This is a genomic window from Actinoallomurus sp. NPDC050550, assembly GCF_040655075.1.
Classification (GTDB): Bacteria; Actinomycetota; Actinomycetes; order Streptosporangiales; family Streptosporangiaceae; genus Actinoallomurus.
The window spans coordinates 137,213-158,313 of sequence record NZ_JBFAJC010000002.1 but is presented as its reverse complement, the minus strand read 5'-3'; the positions used below and the strand labels follow the sequence as shown (position 1 = coordinate 158,313).

23 protein-coding genes are annotated in these 21,101 nt (G+C 70.7%); 7 read left to right on the top strand and 16 right to left on the bottom strand.

Annotated elements, in window-relative coordinates; genetic code table 11:
- Positions 1-95: 95 nt before the first annotated feature.
- The 5 genes from AB0I04_RS03055 to AB0I04_RS03035 all read right to left on the bottom strand — a co-directional run bounded on the left by AB0I04_RS03055 (position 96) and on the right by AB0I04_RS03035 (position 5,185).
- Positions 96-1,193 carry an XdhC family protein gene (locus AB0I04_RS03055; RefSeq protein ID WP_360878032.1) on the bottom strand — a complete coding sequence of 366 codons (1,098 nt, stop codon included), beginning with the start codon at positions 1,191-1,193 and terminating at the stop codon, positions 96-98.
- Positions 1,186-2,295, bottom strand: a complete 1,110-nt coding sequence (locus AB0I04_RS03050) for a VWA domain-containing protein (protein WP_360878029.1) — start codon at positions 2,293-2,295, stop codon at positions 1,186-1,188. Before AB0I04_RS03050 ends, AB0I04_RS03055 begins: the two co-directional genes overlap by 8 nt.
- A gap of 2 nt (positions 2,296-2,297) precedes the next feature.
- A complete protein-coding gene (locus tag AB0I04_RS03045; RefSeq protein ID WP_360878026.1) occupies positions 2,298-3,209 on the bottom strand; it encodes a MoxR family ATPase in 912 nt (303 codons plus the stop codon).
- A 341-nt stretch (positions 3,210-3,550) separates the two neighbouring features.
- Positions 3,551-4,735, bottom strand: coding sequence for a transposase (locus AB0I04_RS03040; protein ID WP_360878023.1), 1,185 nt, complete (start codon positions 4,733-4,735; stop codon positions 3,551-3,553).
- 75 nt (positions 4,736-4,810) lie between these two features.
- Positions 4,811-5,185, bottom strand: a complete 375-nt coding sequence (locus tag AB0I04_RS03035; RefSeq protein WP_360878020.1) for a helix-turn-helix domain-containing protein — start codon at positions 5,183-5,185, stop codon at positions 4,811-4,813.
- 65 nt (positions 5,186-5,250) lie between these two features.
- Between AB0I04_RS03035 and AB0I04_RS03030 the strand changes: the two genes are divergently transcribed.
- Positions 5,251-5,877: an NAD(P)-binding domain-containing protein gene (locus AB0I04_RS03030; protein ID WP_360878017.1), complete on the top strand. Its 627-nt coding sequence runs from the start codon at positions 5,251-5,253 to the stop codon at positions 5,875-5,877.
- 259 nt (positions 5,878-6,136) lie between these two features.
- Positions 6,137-6,328, top strand: coding sequence for a peptidoglycan-binding domain-containing protein (locus AB0I04_RS03025; RefSeq protein WP_360878015.1), 192 nt, complete (start codon positions 6,137-6,139; stop codon positions 6,326-6,328).
- A gap of 192 nt (positions 6,329-6,520) precedes the next feature.
- Here AB0I04_RS03025 and AB0I04_RS03020 read toward each other — a convergent pair whose 3' ends face one another.
- Complete coding sequence (locus tag AB0I04_RS03020; protein ID WP_360878012.1) at positions 6,521-7,531, bottom strand: aldo/keto reductase family protein; 1,011 nt, start codon at positions 7,529-7,531, stop codon at positions 6,521-6,523.
- A 34-nt stretch (positions 7,532-7,565) separates the two neighbouring features.
- Positions 7,566-8,465 carry a LysR family transcriptional regulator gene (locus AB0I04_RS03015; protein ID WP_360878009.1) on the bottom strand — a complete coding sequence of 300 codons (900 nt, stop codon included), beginning with the start codon at positions 8,463-8,465 and terminating at the stop codon, positions 7,566-7,568.
- 84 nt (positions 8,466-8,549) lie between these two features.
- Here AB0I04_RS03015 and AB0I04_RS03010 point away from each other — a divergent pair, with 84 nt between their 5' ends.
- Entirely contained in the window at positions 8,550-9,104 is a 555-nt protein-coding gene (locus AB0I04_RS03010) for an NADH-quinone oxidoreductase subunit B family protein (protein WP_360878006.1), read from the top strand.
- 96 nt (positions 9,105-9,200) lie between these two features.
- Here the strand turns inward: AB0I04_RS03010 and AB0I04_RS03005 are convergent, their stop codons facing one another.
- Positions 9,201-9,371, bottom strand: a complete 171-nt coding sequence (locus AB0I04_RS03005) for a DUF397 domain-containing protein (RefSeq protein WP_360878003.1) — start codon at positions 9,369-9,371, stop codon at positions 9,201-9,203.
- Complete coding sequence (locus tag AB0I04_RS03000; RefSeq protein ID WP_360878000.1) at positions 9,359-10,171, bottom strand: helix-turn-helix transcriptional regulator; 813 nt, start codon at positions 10,169-10,171, stop codon at positions 9,359-9,361. The genes AB0I04_RS03005 and AB0I04_RS03000 overlap by 13 nt, the downstream gene beginning before the upstream one ends.
- A 192-nt stretch (positions 10,172-10,363) precedes the next feature.
- Between AB0I04_RS03000 and AB0I04_RS02995 the strand changes: the two genes are divergently transcribed.
- Together AB0I04_RS02995 and AB0I04_RS02990 are read left to right on the top strand one after the other, a co-directional pair.
- Entirely contained in the window at positions 10,364-11,101 is a 738-nt protein-coding gene (locus tag AB0I04_RS02995; protein WP_360877997.1) for an ABC transporter ATP-binding protein, read from the top strand.
- 5 nt (positions 11,102-11,106) lie between these two features.
- The gene (locus AB0I04_RS02990; RefSeq protein ID WP_360877994.1) at positions 11,107-12,891 is read left to right on the top strand and encodes an FtsX-like permease family protein; all 1,785 of its coding nucleotides are present in this window, start codon (positions 11,107-11,109) and stop codon (positions 12,889-12,891) included.
- 75 nt (positions 12,892-12,966) lie between these two features.
- Here AB0I04_RS02990 and AB0I04_RS02985 read toward each other — a convergent pair whose 3' ends face one another.
- Both AB0I04_RS02985 and AB0I04_RS02980 read right to left on the bottom strand, forming a co-directional pair.
- Complete coding sequence (locus AB0I04_RS02985; RefSeq protein WP_360877991.1) at positions 12,967-13,647, bottom strand: ABC transporter ATP-binding protein; 681 nt, start codon at positions 13,645-13,647, stop codon at positions 12,967-12,969.
- Positions 13,644-14,732 (bottom strand): FtsX-like permease family protein, encoded by a 1,089-nt coding sequence (locus AB0I04_RS02980; protein ID WP_360877988.1) that lies wholly within the window; start codon positions 14,730-14,732, stop codon positions 13,644-13,646. Before AB0I04_RS02980 ends, AB0I04_RS02985 begins: the two co-directional genes overlap by 4 nt.
- A 169-nt stretch (positions 14,733-14,901) precedes the next feature.
- On the opposite strand from AB0I04_RS02980, the gene AB0I04_RS02975 reads away from it, so the two are divergent.
- On the top strand, positions 14,902-16,122 hold the full coding sequence (locus AB0I04_RS02975) for a sensor histidine kinase (protein WP_360877985.1): 1,221 nt from the start codon (positions 14,902-14,904) through the stop codon (positions 16,120-16,122).
- Positions 16,119-16,754, top strand: coding sequence for a response regulator transcription factor (locus AB0I04_RS02970; protein WP_360877982.1), 636 nt, complete (start codon positions 16,119-16,121; stop codon positions 16,752-16,754). Before AB0I04_RS02975 ends, AB0I04_RS02970 begins: the two co-directional genes overlap by 4 nt.
- A gap of 124 nt (positions 16,755-16,878) precedes the next feature.
- Here AB0I04_RS02970 and AB0I04_RS02965 read toward each other — a convergent pair whose 3' ends face one another.
- The 5 genes from AB0I04_RS02965 to hisG all read right to left on the bottom strand — a co-directional run bounded on the left by AB0I04_RS02965 (position 16,879) and on the right by hisG (position 21,073).
- Positions 16,879-17,595, bottom strand: coding sequence for a helix-turn-helix domain-containing protein (locus tag AB0I04_RS02965; RefSeq protein WP_360877980.1), 717 nt, complete (start codon positions 17,593-17,595; stop codon positions 16,879-16,881).
- A 34-nt stretch (positions 17,596-17,629) separates the two neighbouring features.
- Positions 17,630-18,853, bottom strand: coding sequence for an FAD-dependent monooxygenase (locus tag AB0I04_RS02960; RefSeq protein ID WP_360877977.1), 1,224 nt, complete (start codon positions 18,851-18,853; stop codon positions 17,630-17,632).
- A gap of 135 nt (positions 18,854-18,988) precedes the next feature.
- Positions 18,989-19,648 (bottom strand): hypothetical protein, encoded by a 660-nt coding sequence (locus AB0I04_RS02955; RefSeq protein ID WP_360877974.1) that lies wholly within the window; start codon positions 19,646-19,648, stop codon positions 18,989-18,991.
- 96 nt (positions 19,649-19,744) lie between these two features.
- Positions 19,745-20,173: a PH domain-containing protein gene (locus AB0I04_RS02950; protein ID WP_360877972.1), complete on the bottom strand. Its 429-nt coding sequence runs from the start codon at positions 20,171-20,173 to the stop codon at positions 19,745-19,747.
- A gap of 24 nt (positions 20,174-20,197) precedes the next feature.
- A complete protein-coding gene (gene hisG, locus AB0I04_RS02945; protein WP_360877969.1) occupies positions 20,198-21,073 on the bottom strand; it encodes an ATP phosphoribosyltransferase in 876 nt (291 codons plus the stop codon).
- Positions 21,074-21,101 lie beyond the last annotated feature (28 nt).

The following is a 21,101-nucleotide window of genomic DNA, read 5'->3' as shown; positions in this document are numbered from 1 at the left end:
CCGAGTCTCGGCCATGATCCACGCCCGCGCAGTAGGGCCAGATCGACTCTTGGACGGTGGGGCCAGCCCCACCAGTGCCACGGGGTCAGGTGACACTAGCCCCCGTGGATCCGTCCGTCGGTCTCGCTGAGGGGGAGTCCGCTGCCGCCCCAGCGGAGCCGGATCAGCTCGGCCGCGACCGACACGGCGGTCTCCTCCGGGGTACGGGCGCCGATGTCGAGGCCGATGGGCGAGCGCAGCCGCGCGATCTCGTCCTCGGTCACGCCCGCGTCGAGGAGCCGTTTGACCCGGTCGTCGTGGGTGCGCCGGGAGCCCATCGCCCCCACGTAGGCCGCCGGGGTGCGCAGCGCCACCTCCAGCAGCGGCACGTCGAACTTCGGGTCGTGGGTGAGCACGCAGATCACCGTGCGCTCGTCCACCTCCGTGTCGGCCAGGAAGCGGTGCGGCCACTTCACCACCACCTCGTCCGCCTCGGGGAAGCGCTTGGCGGTGGCGAAGATCGGACGGGCGTCGCACACGGTCACGTGGTAGCCGAGGAACCGGCCCATCCGGACGACCGCCGCTGCGAAGTCGATCGCGCCGAAGACCAGCATGCGGGGCGGCGGCGCGAAGGAGTGCACGAAGACGGACAGCTCGTCGCGGCGGCGTTCGCCGTCCGGTCCGTAGCGGCGGATGCCGGTGATCCCCTGGGCCAGCATCCCGCGGGCGTCGTCGTCGACGGCGGCGTCCAGGCGGTCGAGCCCCAGGGAGCCCGCCACGCGGTCGGACCAGATGACGCGCCGGGCGCCGAGCTCCCGTGGCCCGGCGACGACGGTGGCGACCGCGACCGGCTCGTGCCGGTCGATCGAGGCCGTCACGTCCGCGAACTCCGGGAACGTCGCCGGGCCGACCGGCTCGACCAGCACGTCGAGCTGTCCGCCGCAGGTCAGGCCGACGGCGAAGGCGTCGTCGTCGCTGACGCCGTAGCGCTGGACGACCGGCCGCCCCGTCTCCAGAACCTCCTGCGCCAGTTCGTACACCGCGCCCTCGACGCAGCCGCCCGAGACGCTGCCCACCGCCTCTCCCCCGGCGGAGACGGCCATCGCGGCGCCCGGCGGGCGGGGTGCGCTGCGGAACGTGTCGACGACGGTGGCCAGGCCGAACGTCTCCCCCTCGGCGTACCAGGTACGGATCTCGTCGAGCACGTCACGCATCGCCGATCACTCCTGCCAGTTCCTCGAGCGCGGCCAGGCTGTGCCCGGCCACGAAGTCGTCGACGTACGGTAGTGCCGCCGCCATCCCCGCCGTGAGGGGTTCGTACCCGGGTCGGCCCTTGTGCGGGTTCGCCCACACCACCCGGTGGGCGAGCCGGCGCAGCCGCGCCATCTGCGCGGCCAGCAGCGTGGCGTCCCCGCGTTCCCAGCCGTCGGAGGCGAGGACGACGACCGCGCCCCGTGCCATGCCGCGCTGGCCGAACCGGTCGAGGAACTCCTTCAGCTCCTCGCCGAGCCGGGTGCCGCCGCTCCAGTCGGGGATCGCGGACGACACCGCCCCCATCGCCGCGTCGGGTTCGCGCTGCCGCAGTTCACGGGTGACCCGGGTCAGCCTCGTGCCGACGGTGAACACCTCGGTGCTGCGCGGCGCGCAGCGTACGGCGGCGTGCGCGAAGCGCAGGAGGACGTCGGCGTACGGGCTCATGGAACCGCTGACGTCGACGAGCAGCACGACCCGGCGCGGGCGGGTCCGGTGCGCACGGTGATGGAGCCGAGAGATCTCGCCGCCCCGCCGCAGGATCGAGCGGACCGTCCGGCCGGGGTCGAGGCGGCCCCGATGGGCCTGGGTGAACCGCCGGGAGCGGCGGCGCGCCGAGACGTCGTCGAGGAGCGCGATCAGCCGATGCACCTCGTCGCGTTCTTCGGCGCTGAGCCGGGCGACGTCGCGCCGACGCAGGACCTCGGCCGTGCTGGCCGCAGCGACGCTCGGGTCGCCGCGCGCCTCCTGCCCGGCGGTGTCGGCCGTCGCGACCGGCCGTGCGGCGACCACCGGGGGCCGGGCCGTCCGGCGGACCGAGGCGGACTCCCCGGAGAAGTACGCGGCGAAGCACCGGTCGTAGCGCGGCAGGTCGGCGGGGTCGGCGCACAGGGTGAGACGGCCCGCCCAGTACACGTCGCGCGCGTCCGTCACGTCCAGGCGGTCGAGCGCGCCGATCATCGCCTGGAGCCGTTCGGGATCGGCGTTCACCCCGGCCGCGCGCAGCGTACGGGCGAAGCCGGTCAACGTCCCGACCACGTCACGCGGGGGCTCCGGCCCGGCCATGGTCAGGACCCGTTGAGCAGGACGTCGAGGCCCTTGACGACCCGTTCGGTGTCCTCGCGGTACTTCAGCACCGCGCCGAGCGTGACGGCGGCGGTGTCGGGATCGAGGTCCCGTGCTCCGAGCGCGACGAGGGCCTCGGTCCAGTCGAGGCTCTCGGCGACGCCCGGGGTCTTGAGCAAGTCCAGGCCGCGCAGCCGGGCGGTGGCGCCGGCCACCTGGCGGACGAGCCGTTCGGACGCCTCCGGGAGCCTCCGCCGGATGATCGCGACCTCGCGGTCGAACGCCGGGTGCTCGAGCCAGTGGTAGAGGCAGCGGCGTTTCAGCGCGTCGTGGACCTCGCGGGTGCGGTTCGAGGTGACGATCACGACGGGCGGGTGCTCGGCCCGTACGGTGCCGAGCTCCGGGATCGAGATCGTGAAGTCGCTCAGCACCTCCAGCAGGAACGCCTCGAACTCGTCGTCGGCGCGGTCGATCTCGTCGACCAGCAGCACGCTCGGGCGGTCCGCCGAGGAGGTCTCCAGTGCCCGCAGCAGCGGCCGGGCGACGAGGAAGCGCCGGTCGTACAGCTCCGATTCCAGGCGCTGGACGTCGGTCACGCCCGCAGCCTCCGCCGCCCGCAGGTGCAGGAGCTGGCGCGGGAAGTCCCAGTCGTAGAGCGCCTGCGCGGCGTCGAGGCCCTCGTAGCACTGCAGGCGGATGAGGGGGACGCCGAGGACGGTCGCGAGCGTCTTGGCGAGTTCGGTCTTGCCGACCCCGGCCTCGCCTTCGAGGAAGAGGGGGCGCCTCATGCGCAGGCCGAGGAAGCAGGCGGTGGCGAGCCCCTCGTCGGCGAGGTACGCATGCCGGTCCAGCGCCTCGCTCAACGCCGTCGGTGAAGCGAAGTCAGATGCCGGGATTGCGGTGGTCTGCGGCACGCCTCAAGGCTACTTCTCGGGATGAACCATCCAGGTTCGTCACGCACAGCGCGCAAAGCACCCTTCTTGCCGTAACTCCCGGAATCGCCGCATGGCGCCCACTACGCTCCGATGATCATGAAGCGAGCACCCCGACCGAGGAGTCGTTCGATGCGTTTGAGATCTCCGTTGCCGACCGCAGCGGCGGCGATCGTGGCCGTGGGGATCGCGGGGGGCGCGTGCTCTCCGACGCAGACGACCGCCGACGCGGCCAGACGTTCCCGGTCAACTTCTCGGTCCTGAGGACCGAGCTTGCAGCTAGAGCCTCACTGGCGGTGAGGTGGTCTGCCGCGTCTTGGCCGTCAGCTTGGTGGGCTGGTGGTCGGGACGTGTGACGTCCGCCCCGCATCCCACGCGTCCTGGCCCCTTCGGGCCAGGACGCGGGAAGCGTTCCGGTCTGCGTGCGCAACGACGCCGCAGCCCCGGCAGGTGAACAAGGCTTGAGAGATCCGGTTGAGCCGGTCAACATGCCCGCACTCGGCGCATTCCTTGGAGGAGTAGGCGGGGTCGACGAACACGACAGGCACACCGGCGCGGTGGGCTTTGTAGACGATGAAGTCTGCGAGTTGGGCGAAGGCCCAGGAGTGCAGTGCGACCCGTTGGGGCTTGCGGAGCCGTACCCGGTCACGGATCCCCGTCAGTTCTTCCAGGGAGATCCCGCGTCCGGTGCGTTCAGCCTCGGTCACGATCGTCTTGGAAACACAATGATTGACGTCCTTGGCCCGCCGCGATTCCTTCCGGCGCTGTTTCCTCAACAGCCGTTTGGCGGACCTGGTGCCCTTCTTCTGCAGCTTCGCCCGCAACGCGAGCTGCCGCTTTCGGTAGCGGTTCAGTTTGCGTCCGGCGGCCCGGTAACCGGTGGAGGTGGTGGCGATGTTGACGATGCCCAGATCCACCCCGATAAAGGTGTCCGGCTCACCGGTCTCGGGCTCGGGCATTTCACAGGTGGCGATCAGGTAGAACACCCCGTCGCGTTCGACCAGGTCACTCTCGCCCTTGCGGTGGGTGATCAGCTGCTTGAGCGCGTTCGGTGAACAGGCGAACCGCACGCCCTTCAATCGGCCTGCGGTGGTCCAGATCGAAACGGTCTGGGCGTCGTACTGCCAGCTGAGACAGCGATCGTCGTACGGCTGGGCCGCCTGGGGCCGGAAGGTGATCGGCTTGGACTCGGCCTTGACCCGCCGCCGGGAACCCTTCTTACCGAGGTTCCCTGCCCGCAGGTTGGCGTGCAGGCTGGTGTAGGCGTCCCGGACCTTCTTGATCACATGCTGCGCTACCTGCGCGCCCAGACCACGTTTCCTGAGCTCGGCGTAGGTGTGCCTGCGCAGCTCGTATTCACGGGGCACCCCGCGCTCGAAGGCCACGCCGGAGACCCAGCATGCGGCTTCGTTGACCGTGCGCAGGGTGTGTTTCAGCGCCGCCGCCTGCATGGGCGTCGGCATCAGCTTGACCTGCACCACGACCTTCACAGACCGAGACGTTACCATCGCTTTACGTCACCACACCGGGAAATCGAACCTCTGTTTGAGGGGCAACAAGAGCGGGGTTCCCCCGAAGTGTGATCACCGGGCTATGCGCCAATAGGCCTGGGCCACCGCAGCACGCTCCTGCGCCGCTACGACGACGTCGGCGTAGCGCTCGGTCCAGCGGGCGAGCGCGTCGATCGGCTCGAGCAGGCCACGGCCGGCCTCGGTGAGCGCGTACTCGACGCGCGGCGGTGCCTCGGCGTACGTCCTGCGGGTCACCAGACCGTCGCGCTCCAGCCGGCGCAGCGTCTCGGTCAGCATCTTGCCGCTGATCCCGCCGATCACCTTGCGGAGCTCGACCGGCCGCATCGGCCCGTCGCGCAGCGCGTGGACCACGACGGCGTTCCAGGTGTTCGTCAGCAGGTCGAGCGCCAGCCGGGTCTGGCAGTCGGCGAGGAGCTCCTCGGTCATCCCTACGTCCTATCGCATCGGCCGGGCACCGAATGGTGCCCATCGGAATCCCTAGTGTCGCGTCCATGCGAATCGGGATTCTCGGATCGGGGAACATGGCCGACGCGCTCGGCACCCAGTGGGCGCGTGCGGGGCACGAGGTGCTCATCGGCGCGCGCGACGGCGAGAAGGCCGCGCGGCTCGCGGCACGGATCGGGCCGGATGTGCGCTCGGGCGGACTCGGCGACGCGGCGGGCTTCGGTGACGCCGTGCTGCTCGCCGTGGCGTACGGGGGCGTCAAGGACGTCCTCGCGCAGGTCGGGGATGCCCTGCGCGGGCGAACGGTGATCGACTGCGTCAACGGCATCGTGCATCCGGGCGTCACGCTCGCCACCGGGAACGGCCCGTCCGTCGCCCGGCAGGTCGCCGACGCGACCGGCGCCCACGTGGTCAAGGCGTTCAACATGTGCCCCGACGCCGTGTGGCGGATGACGCCGCCGCACTTCGACGGCCGCCCGCTGGCCGTGCCGATCTGCGGCGACGACCCGGATGCCCTGGCGACGGTACGGACCCTGATCACCGACCTCGGCTGCGCGCCGGCCGACGCCGGCGGCCTCGACCGGGCGGGCGTGCTGGAGGCCACGGCGGCGTTCGTGATCGGCCTGCACATCTCCGGCGTCGACCCGCGCTCCGCCCTGCCTCCCCTCGCGTAGCCGGGTCCCTTTGTTCGAACCAATTTCGTCAAATACGATCAATCGTAAGTCAGAGTTCGGTTTTTAAGTAGATCACCAGCATCGGGGCTAGTTGCGACGGGTAGGGCCGCGATTGTGAGGGACTGCACGGATAGCGTCAGTCGTCCACTGACCAGACCGGCGGTCCAGTCCAATACGGAAACGGGAGAGTCCAACCATGCCGACACCGCCACCTTACAAACCGCCTCCGTTGACGAACCCTACGTTCAACGATCCTCGGGTGCGTCAGTGGCAGCAGCAGATGAAGGACCGCGGCTGGAGCATCGCGGTCGACAGTGACTACGGCGACGACAGCGAAAGGATCTGCAAGGCGTTCCAGAAGGAGAAGGGCCTGAAGGTGGATGGCATCGTCGGGCCCATCACCTGGAAGGCCACTTGGGAGGCGCCGGTCACGGCCGCCGCCAAGCACTGAACCATCGCTTGCAGATGACGGGCGCAAGGCCCGTGTGATGCATGACGGCTATGAGGGCCGGCCGCCCCTCAGCGGGTGGTCGGCTCGCGTCATGCCGTCTCGGCGGCGAATCCTGGATCACCGGGTTCCGCAGGCCGGCGGCCACACGATCCGCGCCGGCGTGCGGGCACGTCGCACGGCTCGCGTGGAAGGTCAGCGCCGCCAGGACGGCATGACCTCGAACATCGCCGCCGTCTTGGCGGGATCGCGGTCGACGAGTTCGTCGAGCACCCCGTCGATCCGCTTCATGATCGAGTCGTCGAGACGCCGCCCGCTGACGGCGGCGTTCTCGGCGACCTGCTCCGGCCTCGAGGCACCGATGATCGCCGCTGCGACGTTCGGGTTCTGCAGGACCCACGCCACGGCGAGCTGGGCCATCGTGAGCCCGGCCTCCTCGGCGATCGGTCGCAGCCGCTGGACCCGTTCGAGCACCGTGTCGGACATGTAGCGGCCGACGAAGCGCGAACCCCGAGCGTCATCGGCCCGCGACCCCGCGGGGACCTCCCGGCCGGGCAGGTACTTGCCGGCGAGAACGCCCTGGGCGACCGGGGAGAACACGATCTGGCTCAGGCCGAGACGCTCACACGCGGGCACGACCTCCGGCTCGATGACCCGCCACAGCATGGAGTACTGCGGCTGGTTGGACACCAGCGGCACCCCCAGCGGACGGGCCAGTTCCTGCCCCTTCTCGATCTGGGCGGCCGTCCACTCCGACACCCCGACGTGGAGCACCTTCCCCTGCCGCACCAGGTCGGCGAACGCCCGGATGGTCTCCTCAAGCGGAGTGTCCTCGTCGAAGCGGTGCGCCTGGTAGAGATCGACGTAGTCGGTGCCGAGCCGCCGCAGCGAGGCGTGGCAGCTCTCCATGACGTGCTTGCGTGAGAGTCCCCGGTCGTTCGGGCCCGGACCGGTCGGCAGGCACACCTTCGTCGCGATCACGAGGGACTCGCGGCGGACCCCGGCCAGCGCGCGACCGAGCACCTCCTCGGCGCGCCCCTGGGAGTAGATGTCGGCCGTGTCGAACGTCATGATGCCGGCGTCCAGGGCCGCCCGAATGCATGCCGCCTGCGTGTCCTCCGCGATCTGGCCGTCCAGCGTCAGCCAGTTCCCGAAGATGATCTCGCTGACCTTCAGGCCACTGTGCCCCAGGTATCGATGCTCCACGATGATCATCGTAACGACCCGCCGGCAGAGGCGGTCACCTCGATCGGGCTCCGCTCATACCGGCCACCCGGGCGAACTCGCGGATCATCGGGTTCTGCGCGCCGGCGAGCCACGCGGGCGCGCAGATCATCGGCGGTAGGCCGGACACCGGCACGCTGACGACGTGGGGGTTGTCCGGGTGCAGCGAGGCGATCGTCAGGTGGACCGAGTCTCCCTCGGCCGCCAGGATGATCGCCTCTTCGAGGGACGCGGAGGCGTAACGGGCGACGCGGCGGAGCGGCACGCCGCTCGGAGTGGTACGAGGAATCCAGAGGTCGGCGAGCCGCTCCGGCATGCCGCTCGGGTAGAGCAGGTCATGGTCGGCCAGTTCCTCGACGTCGACGACGGCGCGCCGGGCCAGCGGATGCCCGGTCGCCACCAGTACCGCACGCTCGTCCCGCAGCAACGTGGGTCCGACGCGTACGCCCAGGTCCCGGACCATCGAGAGGTCGGCGGGCAGCCAGCCGATGAAGACGTCCACCGGCCACTCGTCGCCCCAGCGGGACGGGTCGGTGTTGGGGTGCGCGGACCGCACCACGGCGCACTGGGGGTGGGCGCGCTCGAAGGCCCTGATCGGCCGGTCGGCCACACCTTCGGGCAGGCTCGTCGCGACGCCGACGCGCAGCACGCCGGGCCGTACGCTCCGCTGGGCGTCGGACAACGCCCGCTCCATCCGGTCGTACGCGGGCCGCAGCTCCTCCTCGAGCCGTTCGCCCAGCGGCGTCAGGCGGACCCGCCTGCTCGTCCGCTCGAACAGCGGAGCGCCGACCCGGCGTTCGAGCGCGCGCACCGCCTGGCTGACACGAGGAGTGGAGATGCCCAGATGGGCCGCTGCCTGCCCGAAGTGCAGCTCGCGGGCCACCGCCAGGAATGCCTCGATCTCCCGGATCTCCATACGCCCATTGTGTCGCCCTGCTTAACGATCGTGACGCGATCCGTCGTTGATCAGCGGTCTCGGGGCGACGAGCCTGGAAGGACTATGGGACTCGAAGAGCAACTTCCCGGGGGATTCCTGCTCACGACGGTCGAGGCGGTTGCCGGCCTGGCGCGCAAGTCGTCGATGTGGCCGATGACGTTCGGCCTCGCGTGCTGCGGGATGGAACTGATGGCCGTCGGCGATCCGCGCCACGACTTCTCGCGGTTCGGAATGGAGCGCCCATCCGGCTCGCCGCGCCAGGCGGACCTCATGGTCGTCGCCGGACGCGTCAGCCAGAAGATGGCACCGGTGCTGCGGCAGCTCTACGACCAGATGGCCGCGCCGAAGTGGGTCATCGCGATGGGCGTCTGCGCCTCATCCGGCGGGATGTTCAACAACTACGCCGTCGTCCAGGGCGTCGACCACATCGTGCCCGTCGACATCTACCTGCCCGGCTGCCCGCCGCGCCCGGAGATGCTGCTCGACGCGATCGTCAAACTGCACGACAAGATCCAGAACACCAAGCTGGGCGCACACCGACGCGCCGAGATCGTCGCCGAGGAGCGAGCCCGCGTGACGGGGCTCCCGCTGATCGACGTGTCCCCGGCTCAGGTCTGAATCACCGGTCCGTCCCGCAAAGCAGACACCCCCGCCCGGCCCTGTCGGCCGGCGGGGGTGCAGGTGAGTGAAACAACCAGTCCGGGAGCCAGGCCGTCAGCGGCGGCCGTACGTCTCCTGGCCGGCCCGCTCGACGACGGCCACCTCGACACAGTCACCGCCGTTGGCCGTGCTACGCGTGGCCTTCCGCCAGGTCACCGCCAGCTCCACGCAGTTGCCGCCGTTCGAGCCGCTGCGGGAGGCTTTCCGCCACGTCAGGTCGTCCATTGCTCCAGCTTCCTCCGGATGAGCTCGATCGACTGCCGCCTGGGGAGGGCGTCCGCCCGGAACACTTCGAACATACGTCGCAGCGCCGCGACATCATGCGGGCGCTCGATCACCTCTCCGCTGAGCTGACTGTCAACGTATGCCAGCTCTGTGGCGCCGTCGAGTGTCGCGATGACGAAAGGTCCGAGGAAGCCGGCACACGCCTCGGCGCTCGCTGGCACGACCTGCACGATCACGTTCTCCCGCTCGCCCATGGCCGCCAGGTGGACGAGTTGGTCGGCCATGACCTTGGCTCCGCCGACGTTCTGGCCGAGCACGCTCTCGGCGATGACGGCGACGAGGACGGGCGGGGATTCCTCCCGGGTGAGGATCTTCTGGCGACTCAACCGCGCGGCCACCATGTCGTCCAGGTCGGCGATGTCGTACGGGCCTGCCCGCAATACGGCGCGTGCGTAGTCCTCGTTCTGTAGCAGGCCCGGCACCACGGTCGACTCGAACGACAGAAGCGAGGTGGCCCGGCGTTCGACCGCGAGCCACTTGTCCAGCCACTCGGGCGGGACCTCCCCGGCGACGAGTTCGTCGATGACGCGGACGAGGATGTCGCCCAGGCCCAGGATCGGCAGGAGGCGTTCGAGGTGCTCCGGCCGCGGCAGGATCCGGCTGGTCTCCCACGAGGCGACCAGGGAGTCGGAGACGTAGAGGGATTTCGCCACGGCCGCCCGCGTCAGCCCTTTCGCCTCGCGAGCGCGGCGAAGCTCCTTGGCGACGAACACCCGCGCCGTCATCCGATTTCCGCTCATCGGCCCGCGTCCCTTCGTACGAAATGGTGAGCGCCCTATTCGCCCGGTAACAGTGGAGCGCTCCTTAGCGTACTCACATGACCACTCTCTGTTGTCGATTGTCGAGAAACCGTTGGTCCTCGGACTCCGTTTGACGCCCACACTGGCTAACCGCTATCTATTGGCTAGCCGTTAGGGAGGCGTGCAAGACGCATGAACGAGTTGGGCGGTGTGGTGCAGGTCCGCGGCCTGTTCAAGGAGCATGGCCAGGGGCAGAATCTGGTTCGCGCGGTCGATGGAGTCGACCTGGACGTACGGGCGGGACAGATGCTGGCGGTAATGGGGCCCAGCGGCTGTGGGAAGTCCACACTGCTGCACCTGCTGGGAGGCCTCGAGCGGCCCACCGATGGACAGGTGTGGCTGGCCGGCCGGCGCATCGACACCGTGAACGAGCGGGGCTTGGCCCGGCTGCGGCGGCGGGCGGTGGGGTTCGTCTTCCAGGCCTTCCATCTGGTGGAGGAACTGTCGGCGGCGGAGAACGTAGAGCTGCCCGTGCTGTTGGCCGGGCGCTCGGCGCGCGCGGCCAGGCGCCGCGCGGCCTTTCTGCTGGAGCGGTTCGGGCTCGCCGACCGCGCCCGGCATCTGCCCTGGCAGCTGTCGGGAGGACAGCGTCAGCGGGTGGCCATCGCCCGCGCCATGGCCAACGAGCCGGCGGTCCTGTTGGCCGACGAGCCGACCGGGAACCTGGACACCGCGGCGACGCTCGATGTGCTGCGGCTCTTCGCGGACCTGCGTGCCGCAGGGCAGACCCTTGTGGTCGTCACGCATGACGAGCGAGTCGCGGCCACCGCGGACCGGCTGGTCTCGATGCGCGACGGGGTGTTGGTCGACGACACCTGGCCGGCAGGCAATGCCAGGCGGCTCGACGGCCTGTTCGGACTGGAGGGCTGAAGGCCGTGGGCCGCATCCTGCTCATCTTCCGCCTCGTCCTGGCCGACGTGCGCCGGCATCCCGGCCAGGCCGCGATGCTCCTTGTCTCGATAACCGCCGCCACCGCCGCCATGGGCCTGGGACTGTCCCTGCACGGGGCGACCGGCGCGCTTTACCGACAGACCCGTGCAGCCACGGCCGGGCCGGACCTGGTTGCCGTTTCCCCTGGCACCGACCGGACTGCGATCTCGGCCCTGGCGTCGTTGGAGCACGCGCCCGGGGTCGTCGCCCACAACGGACCGTACCGCCAGTTCTATGCGAAACTCACGGCGCGCGGCACCACGGCGAACGTGGTGATGGAAGACGCCGATGCCACACCGGGCTCGGTCAACCGCCCGGTGGTGACCTCGGGCAGCTGGGTACGCCCCGGAGGCGTCGTGGTCGAACGCGGCTTCGCCAACGCTCTGGGCGTCCACGTCGGCGACCACGTCACCGTCGCCGGCCGCTCACTGCCGATCGCCGGGACCGCCGTGACCGCGGCCCACCCCGTCTACCCGTGGGCGCAGCTGACCGGCGCGGACGGCGGGGAGACCGACAACAGCGGTCTGGCCTGGCTGAGCAAACAGGACACCCGAGCGCTGGTTTCCGCGCGTCTTTCGGCGACCTCCGCCCTGGACCTGAAGTTGCGCGACCCCACCGCGACCCGGGCGTTCATAGATTCCCACCGCGGCTCCGAACTACCGGTGAACTTCTTCACCTGGCAGTTGATGGCCGACCAGGACTCCGTCATGCTCAAGGACAGCCAGCCGATCCTGGTCATCGGCAGTTGGCTGCTCTGCTTCCTGGCCATCGCCGGCGTGGCCACGCTGGCCGCCGGACGTGCCGCCAGGCAGACCCGCCGGGTGGGACTGCTCAAGGCCGTCGGTGCCACACCCGGCCTCATCGCCGGTGTCCTGCTCGCCGAATACCTGACCCTGGCGCTGATCGCCGACGCTCTGGGGCTGACGGTCGCTCGGCTGGCCGAGCCCGCCATCATCAACCCCACCGGCAGCCTGATCACCGCCGCCACCGGACCGACCGGCACCACCATCGCCGTCACGACCGTCATCGCCCTGGCCGTGGCGGCCCTCACCACCCTCGGCCCGACCATCCGGGCCCTGCGGACCGAAACCGTCGCCGCGCTGGCCGACACCGCCCACCAACCCCAGCACCGAGCCCGGCTGACCAGAATCTCCGCGCTGCTGCCGACCCCGCTCCTGCTCGGGCTACGCCTGATCGCCCGCCGACCCGGCCGCGCGTTCCTGCACGCGTGCAACATGACGGCCACGCTGACCGTGATCACCGCCCTGCTGGTCCAATACGCCCAGCCCGCCAGGGGCTACGGCGTCGACGGCTCTTCCAGCCTGGCCAATCTGAAGGCCGACCAAGGCCGGCACATGATGCTGGCCGTCACCGCCGCACTGATCATCCTCGCCGTCATCAACACCATCACCATCACCTGGACCACGGCGCAAGAAGCCCGCCCCACCATGGCCATCGCACGCACCCTCGGGGCCACCCCCGGACAGATCACCGCCGGGCTGTCCACCGCGCAACTGCTTCCGACGCTGCCCGGCGCCCTCGTCGGCATCCCCATCGGCATCATCCTGTGCCTGCCCTTCAGTAACGGAAACGTGGCCTGGCCCCCCACGTGGCTGCTGCTCACCGCCGCACTCGCCGCCCTACCGGCGACAGCGGCGCTCACCGCCGTACCCGCCCGCCTCGCGGCCCGCAGATCCGTCGCCCAGACCCTCAGCGCCGAAGCGACGTGAGCGTCGACCGGTCCACGGACCTTTCGGCCGAGCCGTGCGGCCCGCTCGCCGTGGCTGGATCGCCCGGATCGGGCCTCAGCGGGCCGCCGGGATCCGGAGGCGTCCGTCGTGGACTTCGGCGACCCGGTCGGCGACGGCGAGGTGGGCACGGTCGTGGGTGACCAGGACGGTCGCGGTGGCCCGTTGGCGGGTGAGACGGGTGATCAGATCGATGATCGCGGCGCCGCGTTCATGGTCGAGGGCGCTGGTGGGTTCGTCGACCAGGAGGACGGTGGGATCGTTCATCAGGGCACGGGCGATGTTGACCCGCTGACGCTGACCGCCGGACAGCCGGTGGGGGCGGCGGTCGGCCTGGTCCGCCAGGCCGACCGCGTCGAGCAGTTCCATCGCCCGGAGCCGGGCTCTGGCCGGGGAGCGACCGTCGATCCGGGCCATGACCTGGAGCTGTTCGGCGGCGGTGAGCGAGGGGAGCAGGTTCGGCTGCTGGAAGACGATGCCGATCTTGTGGCGCCGCACGGCGGTCAGTTCGCCGCGGGTCAGCCCGGTGGTGACGGTGCCGTCGATAGTGACGGTGCCGGCGTCGGGGGTGATGAGGGTCGCGGCGACGGCCAGCAGGCTGGACTTGCCGGAGCCGGAGGGGCCGATCAGGGCGGTGAGGCCGCCCTTGGGCACCTCCAGGTCGACGTGGTCCAGGGCGGTCAGGCGACCGTCGCCGTCGGGGTAGGTGAGGGTGATGTCGGTCAGTGTGAGGCTCAACGGGCGCTCCCCAGGGCGGTCAGCGGGTCGACTGAGGTGATGCGGCGGACGGACAAGGCGGCCCCGAGCGCACCGAGGAGGATCATCACGGTCGCGGGGAGAAGGATGGTCGCCGGAGTGAGGATGAACGGCACGGCCGAGCCCGCCACGACGGCGCCGAGGGCGACGGCGATGGCGGTACCGACGAGGGTGCCGCCGGTCAGCACGGCGACGGCTTGGCCGAGGGCGTCGCGCAGGAGGTAGGCGGTGGAGGCGCCCAACGCCTTGAGGATCGCGACGTCGGCGCTGCGCTGGATGGTCCATACGGTGAAGAAGGCGCCGATGACGAGCGCGGATATGGCGAACAGGAAACCGCGCATCAACTGCAGGGAGCCGTTCTCGGAGGTGTAGGAGCCGATCGCGGTCAGCGAGTCGCCCTTGGACACCGTCCTGGTGCCCGCCGCCGTGTCGGTGGCCTTCACGTCGGCGCGCGCGGTGGTCTTCAGGGCGATGACGGTGGCCGTCGGTCCGTCCGTGGAACGGGTGGGTGGTGCGGTCTTCCACCAGGTGTCCAGGCTGGTCCAGACGACCGGGGTGTGGCTGAAGTGCGCGTCCCCCCGTACGGCGGCGACGGTCAGTGTCCGCCCGGCGAGCGTGAGGGTGCCTCCTGGCCGTACACCGAGGTCGTCGGCGGCGGAAGTGGAGATCACCACCGAGCGTTCGCCGATCCGGCCGCCGTCCGGCGCGAGTGCGGAGCCGGGCCGCACGCCGAAGACCGAGACGCCGACGCTCCTGCCTCCGGCGACGGCCCGCGTGACGGTGATGCCCAGCGGCTCGGCGCCGGTCACGCCGGGTGTCTCGGCCCACTGCCGCCACTGCCGCTCGGTGACCGTGGAGTTCGAGTACGACAGACCCTGTCCGCCGCCGGGCGCGCCGAAGGCGATCCGGTCGGCGGGCAGACCGCTGATCGCGGAGATGTTCTGCCGGCCCAGCCCGGCGGTCAGCCCGGACAGCAGCCCGACCAGCACGGTGATCAGCACGATGACGGTCCCCATCAGGGCAAAGCGCCCCTTGGCGAACCTCAGGTCTCTCCAGGCCACGAACACGGCTTGGACCTGCCCTTTCGAGAGTGGAAGCGGTACACCTCCACCGTCGCCGCCCCGCCCGGCCACGGCATCCGGCCCAGGACGGGAATTCCAGGGCCGAAGGGTGGCGGACGGGTTCTAACTTTCGATGGAGGCACCTTTGGGCCTCGGCTTCTAGGCTGGAGAGACCGTGAACAGCGCCGCGCCCACCCTGACCCTCACCATCCGGGCCCTGACCTGGTGCCTGCACCTCCTGATCGCCGGCCTGCTCGCCCTCACCGCCGCCCGGGCCGTGGCCGGCGGCGGGCCGCATGTCGCGCCCACCGTCGCGACGGCCGCGGCGCTGGAGCTGGTGTACGCGGCCGGGCCGGTCCTGCCCCGCGGCAGGCGATCCCGCTGGACGGCCGTGCTGTGGCTCGCCGCCGTGGGCCTCGTATGGCTGGTGCTGCTGACGCTGTCCGCCGACGCGGTCTGGCTCGCCTTTCCCCTGTACTTCCTGCAGCTGCACCTGCTGCCGCGCGGTGCCGGCCTTGCCGCGGTGATCGCCACCGCGCTCGCGGCGATCACGGCCTTCGCCGCCCACCAGGGCACCTTCAGACCGGCCGCCGCGATCGGCCCGGCCCTCGGCGCCGCCGTGGCGGTCGCGGTCGTGTGGGGGTATCAGGCCCTGTACCTGGAGGTCGAACGCCGCCGGAGGCTGATCGAGGAGCTCACCGCCACCCGCACCGATCTGGCCGCCGCCCAGCACACCGCCGGGATGCTGGCCGAGCGCGAGCGCCTGGCCCGAGAGATCCACGACACCCTCGCCCAGGGCCTGTCCAGCATCCAGCTCCTCCTGCGCGCCACCGAACGCGCCCTTCCCGACCGGCCCGACACCGCCGCCCGCTACGTGGGCCAGGCCCGTCAGGCCGCAGTGGACAACCTCGCCGAGGCCCGCCGCTTCGTCGCCGCCCTCGCCCCGCCCGTGCTGGAGGGCACCACGCTGGCCGGCGCGCTGGAGCGGCTGTGCGCCACCACCTCCACCCGCAATCCGCTCACCGCGCGCTTCCACCTGGCCGACGACCCGGTGCCCCTGCCGACCGCGCACGAGGTCGCCCTGCTCCGCGTGACCCAGTCCGCCCTGGCCAACGTCGTCCAGCACGCCCACGCCGTCACCGCCGAGGTCACCCTGGGCTACGTCGGCGACCACGTCACCGTGGACGTCGTCGACGACGGCGTCGGCTTCGACCCGGACCGACCGCCCGTCCCCCATCCGGAGGGCGGCGGTTTCGGGCTCGCGGCCATGCGTGCCCGTGTGCGCGCTCTCGACGGCACCCTCACGGTCGAGTCCGCCCCCGGGCACGGCACCGTCCTGACCGCCAGGCTTCCCCTCCCCCGGGCCGACGCCCCCGAGGCCGAGGCGAGCCTATGACCGACGCCACGATCCGCCTGCTGCTGGCCGACGACCACCCTGTGGTGCGAGCCGGGCTGCGCGCCGTACTGGAGACCGAACCCGGCATCACCGTGGCGGCCGAGGCGGCCACCGCCGAGGAGGCCGTCGCCCGCGCCGCCGACGGCGATGTGGACGTCGTCCTAATGGACCTGCAGTTCGGCCGGGGAATGAGCGGCGCGCAGGCGACTGCCGCCATCACCGCCCGTCCCGGAGCCCCCCGTGTCCTGATCGTCACGACCTACGACACCGACGCCGACACTCTGGCCGCCATCGAGGCGGGCGCCACCGGCTACCTTCTCAAGGACGCTCCGCCCGAGGAACTCGCCGCCGCCGTGCGCACCGCCGCGGCCGGCCGCACCACGCTGGCCCCCTCCGTCGCCGACCGGCTCATGAACCGGCTGCGCAGCCCGGCGACCGCCCTGACCCGACGCGAGACCGAGGTTTTGGCCCTCGTCGCGGACGGCCTGTCCAACCAGGCGATCGGTCGACGGCTCCACCTCACCGAGGGCACCGTCAAGTCCCACCTGGCCCATGTCTACGCCAAGCTCGGTGTCGAATCCCGCACCTCCGCCGTTGCCGTCGCCACCGACCTCGGCCTCATCCGCCGCTGATCGGGACGCGTACGCGTCCGGGCGGTCACATGGTGCGCGGTCGGGCTCAGCGGCCGATGACCGCGACGGCGGCGACGAGGCGGCCCCACGCGTGCGGACGGACAGTCCGAGCTGCGACAGGTCATCATTCGTCGACCTGGCTGCGCTCGATGAGGTCCAGTACCGCCTCCCGCGTCCGGCGCATGACGGCGACGGTCTCCTCGGCGGCTGCGGCGATGGCCGGGTCGCCGGGGGCGACGGGCGGCTCGAGCAGCACGGCCACGGTGTCGGCGAGGACCTCGTCAGGGTCGTCGACGCCGAACGCGGCGGTGGCCGGGTCGGACATCGCGGTGCCGAACCCGGTGAGCACGGCATGCATGGCGTAGGCCTGGCCGGACAAGGGACGGTCGTGGCGGATCAGACCGTGCCGGTGAAGGATCGGCATGACCGCCTCGCACAGGGCGCTGGGACTGGTGCGGGCGAACAGGTCGCGGTCGCCGGCCTGCTGCGTGAGCAGCCGCAGCAGGTCGGCGTCGCCGGCGTTCAGGCGGCGGGCCAGTGGGAGTTTCGACCCGGTGCGGATCAGCAGTGGGGCCAGGCGGCGCGGCAGCACGGCGGAGGGGTCGGCGAGGAGACGGCTGATGATCTCATCCAGGAAGGCCAGCACTTCGCGGGCGAACAACCCGAGGATGAGATCCTCCTTGGCGGGCCAGTACAGGTAGACGGTGCCCTTGCCGACCCCCGCGGCCCGGGCGATCTCGCTGACGGTCACCTTGCGCACACCGTGGTCGAGCACCAGCTCGCGCGTGCTGTCCAGGATGCGAGCGGCTTTGCGCGAGTGGTGCTCGATCAGCTGGCTCACCTGGGCTGTCCTCTTCCTTCGTGCTCGAGACGGGTCACACGGCGGCGACGTCGAGTTCCTTGTTCGTGAAGTCCGGGCCGTTCATTATCTTGCCCATGGCGTGTCCGAGGACGGGCCTGTTCATGAGGCGCAGCATCACGGTCCGCATGATGTGTTCCTTGCGGTCGTGGGGAGTGAAGATCCTGCGCATGATCAGGGCACTGTCCTGCTCGGTGTGGATGAACGGCCGCATCTTCGCCTCCCACGCTCGCAGCGCGCCGGGCAGGTCGTCGGGGTGGCGCTGCAGCATGGTGCCCAGCAGTTCGCCGCCCGCGATGGCGCTGGAGGCTCCCATGCCCGCGTACAGGGTCACGCACCAGGCGGCGTCGCCGACGAGGACGACCCGGCCGCGGTGCCAGGTCGGCATCTTGACCTGGTGTACGGCGTCGAACAGGTGCTCTGGGGCCTGCTCGAACCGTCTGAACAAGGTCTCCAGCAGGGGGCCGGGACGCTGCGGGCCGAAGGCGGCGCGGATGGACTCGATCGGCGGACGTGCGAACTCGGCGTCGATGTCGTCGGTGCGGTAGGAGAACAGCAGGCTCGGCGGATGGTCGGCGAAGGGGAAGGTCCATGCCGAGCGTCCCGGCTCGGCCAGGATCAGGCCCTCATGGAGGGTGAAGCCCTCGATCGGCGCGTCGAGCGCGGTGGCGCCGATCATGTAATTCAGCGGATGCAGGTACTCCTCGGGGCCGAAGACCATCTTGCGCACGGTCGAGCGCATCCCGTCGGCGCCCACCACGAGGTCGAAACGCTCGGTGACGGTGGCGCCGGAGGCGGTGTCGTGCAGGGTGACCTCTGCCGCCGAATCGTCCTGGGTGATGCGGGTGGGCACGGTGGAGTAGCGGATCTCCACATCGGCCGGCAGCGCGGAGAACAGCCCCTGTTCCACGTCGCCGCGCAGCAGCTGCCGGGGTCTGGTGACCACGCCGGGCAGATCGGCCGGATTCATCCCGGGCCTGCGGCGCCCGGCCCGGTCCACCTCGTACGCGGCGAGCCGCGGATGGCTGCGGTCGCCGATCGCCTCCAGCACGCCTAGCCGCCGCGCGGAGGCGACCCCGGTGCCGAACAACAGGATGAAGTACCCGCTCGAGCGACGCGCGGCCGCCCGCTCCACCAGCACCGGCTCCCAGCCCACCTGCCGTAGTCGCACCGCGGTGGCGATGCCCGCGACCCCGAGCCCGACCACCAGCGCACGGCCCCACCCGACTGTGTCCTTCATGGCGACTCCCTTCCTGTCGTCACCACGGTATCCGACGAACTGACCAGAATGGTTCTACTGGTCAGTCGCACCACCGTGTGGAAAGGGCGAGAGTGACGTCGATACCCGGATGCGCCGGCGCGTCCGATCCCGGGTCTAGAGCCCGAACGCCTGCGTCACTCGGCCGGCCACCTCGTCTTCGGGCATCGTGGTGTCGACCTCGATGACGGGCAGTTCGAGGCGCTTCGTCTCCTCGAAGAGGCGGTCGGTGAACATCCGGTCGCGCTCGAGCAGGTTGCGCCGGGCCCGCTCCGGATCGCTGGTCTTGCGGGGGATCTCCCAGCCACGGCCGTCGAACGCCGTCCGGCGGAACTCGGGGGTCGGGAGGAGCCAGACCGCGTGGTCCTGCGCGGCGAGCAGCGGCTTGACGAGGTGCGGCAGCAGCCGGAAGCCCTCGGCGACGATGCCGGTCTCCGCCGGCAGGCGCAGCAGGTCGTCGACGATCATGCCGAAGCCCTCGCCCCGGAACCAGTGGAAGGTCTCGAGCATGATCTCCGGAGACCGGTTCACCCAGCGCTCGTCCATGTCCATGGTCATGAACCTGCTCAGGTACGGGGCGTCCTCGGGCGTGCTGCGGCGGGCGTGGCCCGGCATCGCCTCGTCGGTCGAGTACACGTGCAGGCCGTACCGGGCCGCGATACGCCGGGCGATCGTCGACTTGCCCGCGCCGCTGCCACCGCCGATCCAGTAGACGTGCCGCAGTCGTGCACGCAGTGCCACCGCGTCCGCGGCCTCGTCGCGTCCGTCAGAACTCACTCATACCCCCAGCGGCTGCCTCAGCCACTGCTATCACGGTCCTCGGCTCCCCCGCGTGGTCCCCACTCATCAAGGCCGGAGCAGATGATCGTCAGGTCAGGGGCCGGTGGTCTCGCCGCGTTCGCGGATGAGGGTGGCCAGTTCGGCGAGAGCGCGGTTCGCGCGCTCGCCGTCGGAGGACTGGATGCCCATGACCGCGACGGTGGAGCCGTCGGCAAGGTCGAGGGAGGGCCAGGGCGCGCCCTCGGCCATGGACACGCCCAGCACCTCCGCCCACTCGTACTCGTGCGTGCGCAGGCCGTTGACGACCGTCACCCCGTCGGGGTCGGCCGTCACCCGGCTGCGGGCCAGCATGTGCAGGATCCCGGCGACGATCAGCCCGATCGCGACCAGGCCGATCCGGTCGCCGAGACTCCACGGGGCGGGCATGACCACGGCGAGGGCGATCATGCCGGCGACCACCACCGTCGCGAGGACGTACGGGACGATTCTGGCCCGTCGTGGCCGCCACGTCGCCGTGGTCATGAGGGAGCCGCCTTAACGCAGGGGTCAGTCGACGATCTTGGAGATCGGGATCTCGAGGATGTCGCGGGCACCGGCCGCCTTGAGCGCCGGGATCAGGGTGTTCACGCCGTGCTTGGCGACGACGCTCTCCACCGCGTGCATCTCACCGCCGGCCAGCGGGGTGACCGTCGGCGACGACATCGACGGGATGATGTCCAGGACCGACTGCAGCGCGCCGTTCTCGACGTTGAGCTTGAGCAGGACGTTGCCGCGGGCCCGGATCGCGCCCTGCAGCAGCAGTGCGATGTCCTCCATCGCCGCGCGCTTCTCGGCGTCCTCGTACGCCTCGCGGTTGGCGACCAGCTCGGTGTAGCTGGTCAGCAGGGTGTCGAGGATGCGCAGGCCGTTCTTGCGCAGCGAGGAGCCGGTCTCGGTGAGGTCGACGATCACGTCGACGATGTCGGGGACCTTCGCCTCGGTCGCGCCGTACGACGGCACGACCCGCGCCTTGACGCCGTGCTGGGCGAGGAAGCGCTCGGTCAGGGCGGGGAACTCGGTGGAGATCCGCACGCCTTCGGGCAGGTCGGAGACGGTCTGCCAGGGCGCGTCGTTCGGCACGGCCATGATGACGCGCACCGGGTTGGACGTGGCCTTGGAGTACTTCAGCTCGCCGAGCGAGACGACGTCGGCGTCGGTCTCGGTGATCCAGTCGCGCCCGGTGATGCCGAGGTCGAACAGCCCCTGTTCGAGGTAGGTCGGGATCTCCTGCGGGCGTAGGACGCGGACGCGGTCGATCCGCGGATCGTCGATCGAGGCGCGGTAGTCGCGGTCGGACGCCCGGCGGACGGTCAGGTCGGCGGCGTCGAACAGCTCGAACGTCGCCTTTTCCAAAGAGCCCTTGGGCAGCACGAGTGACAGCACGGTTCATGAACCTTTCTGCGAGAGATGG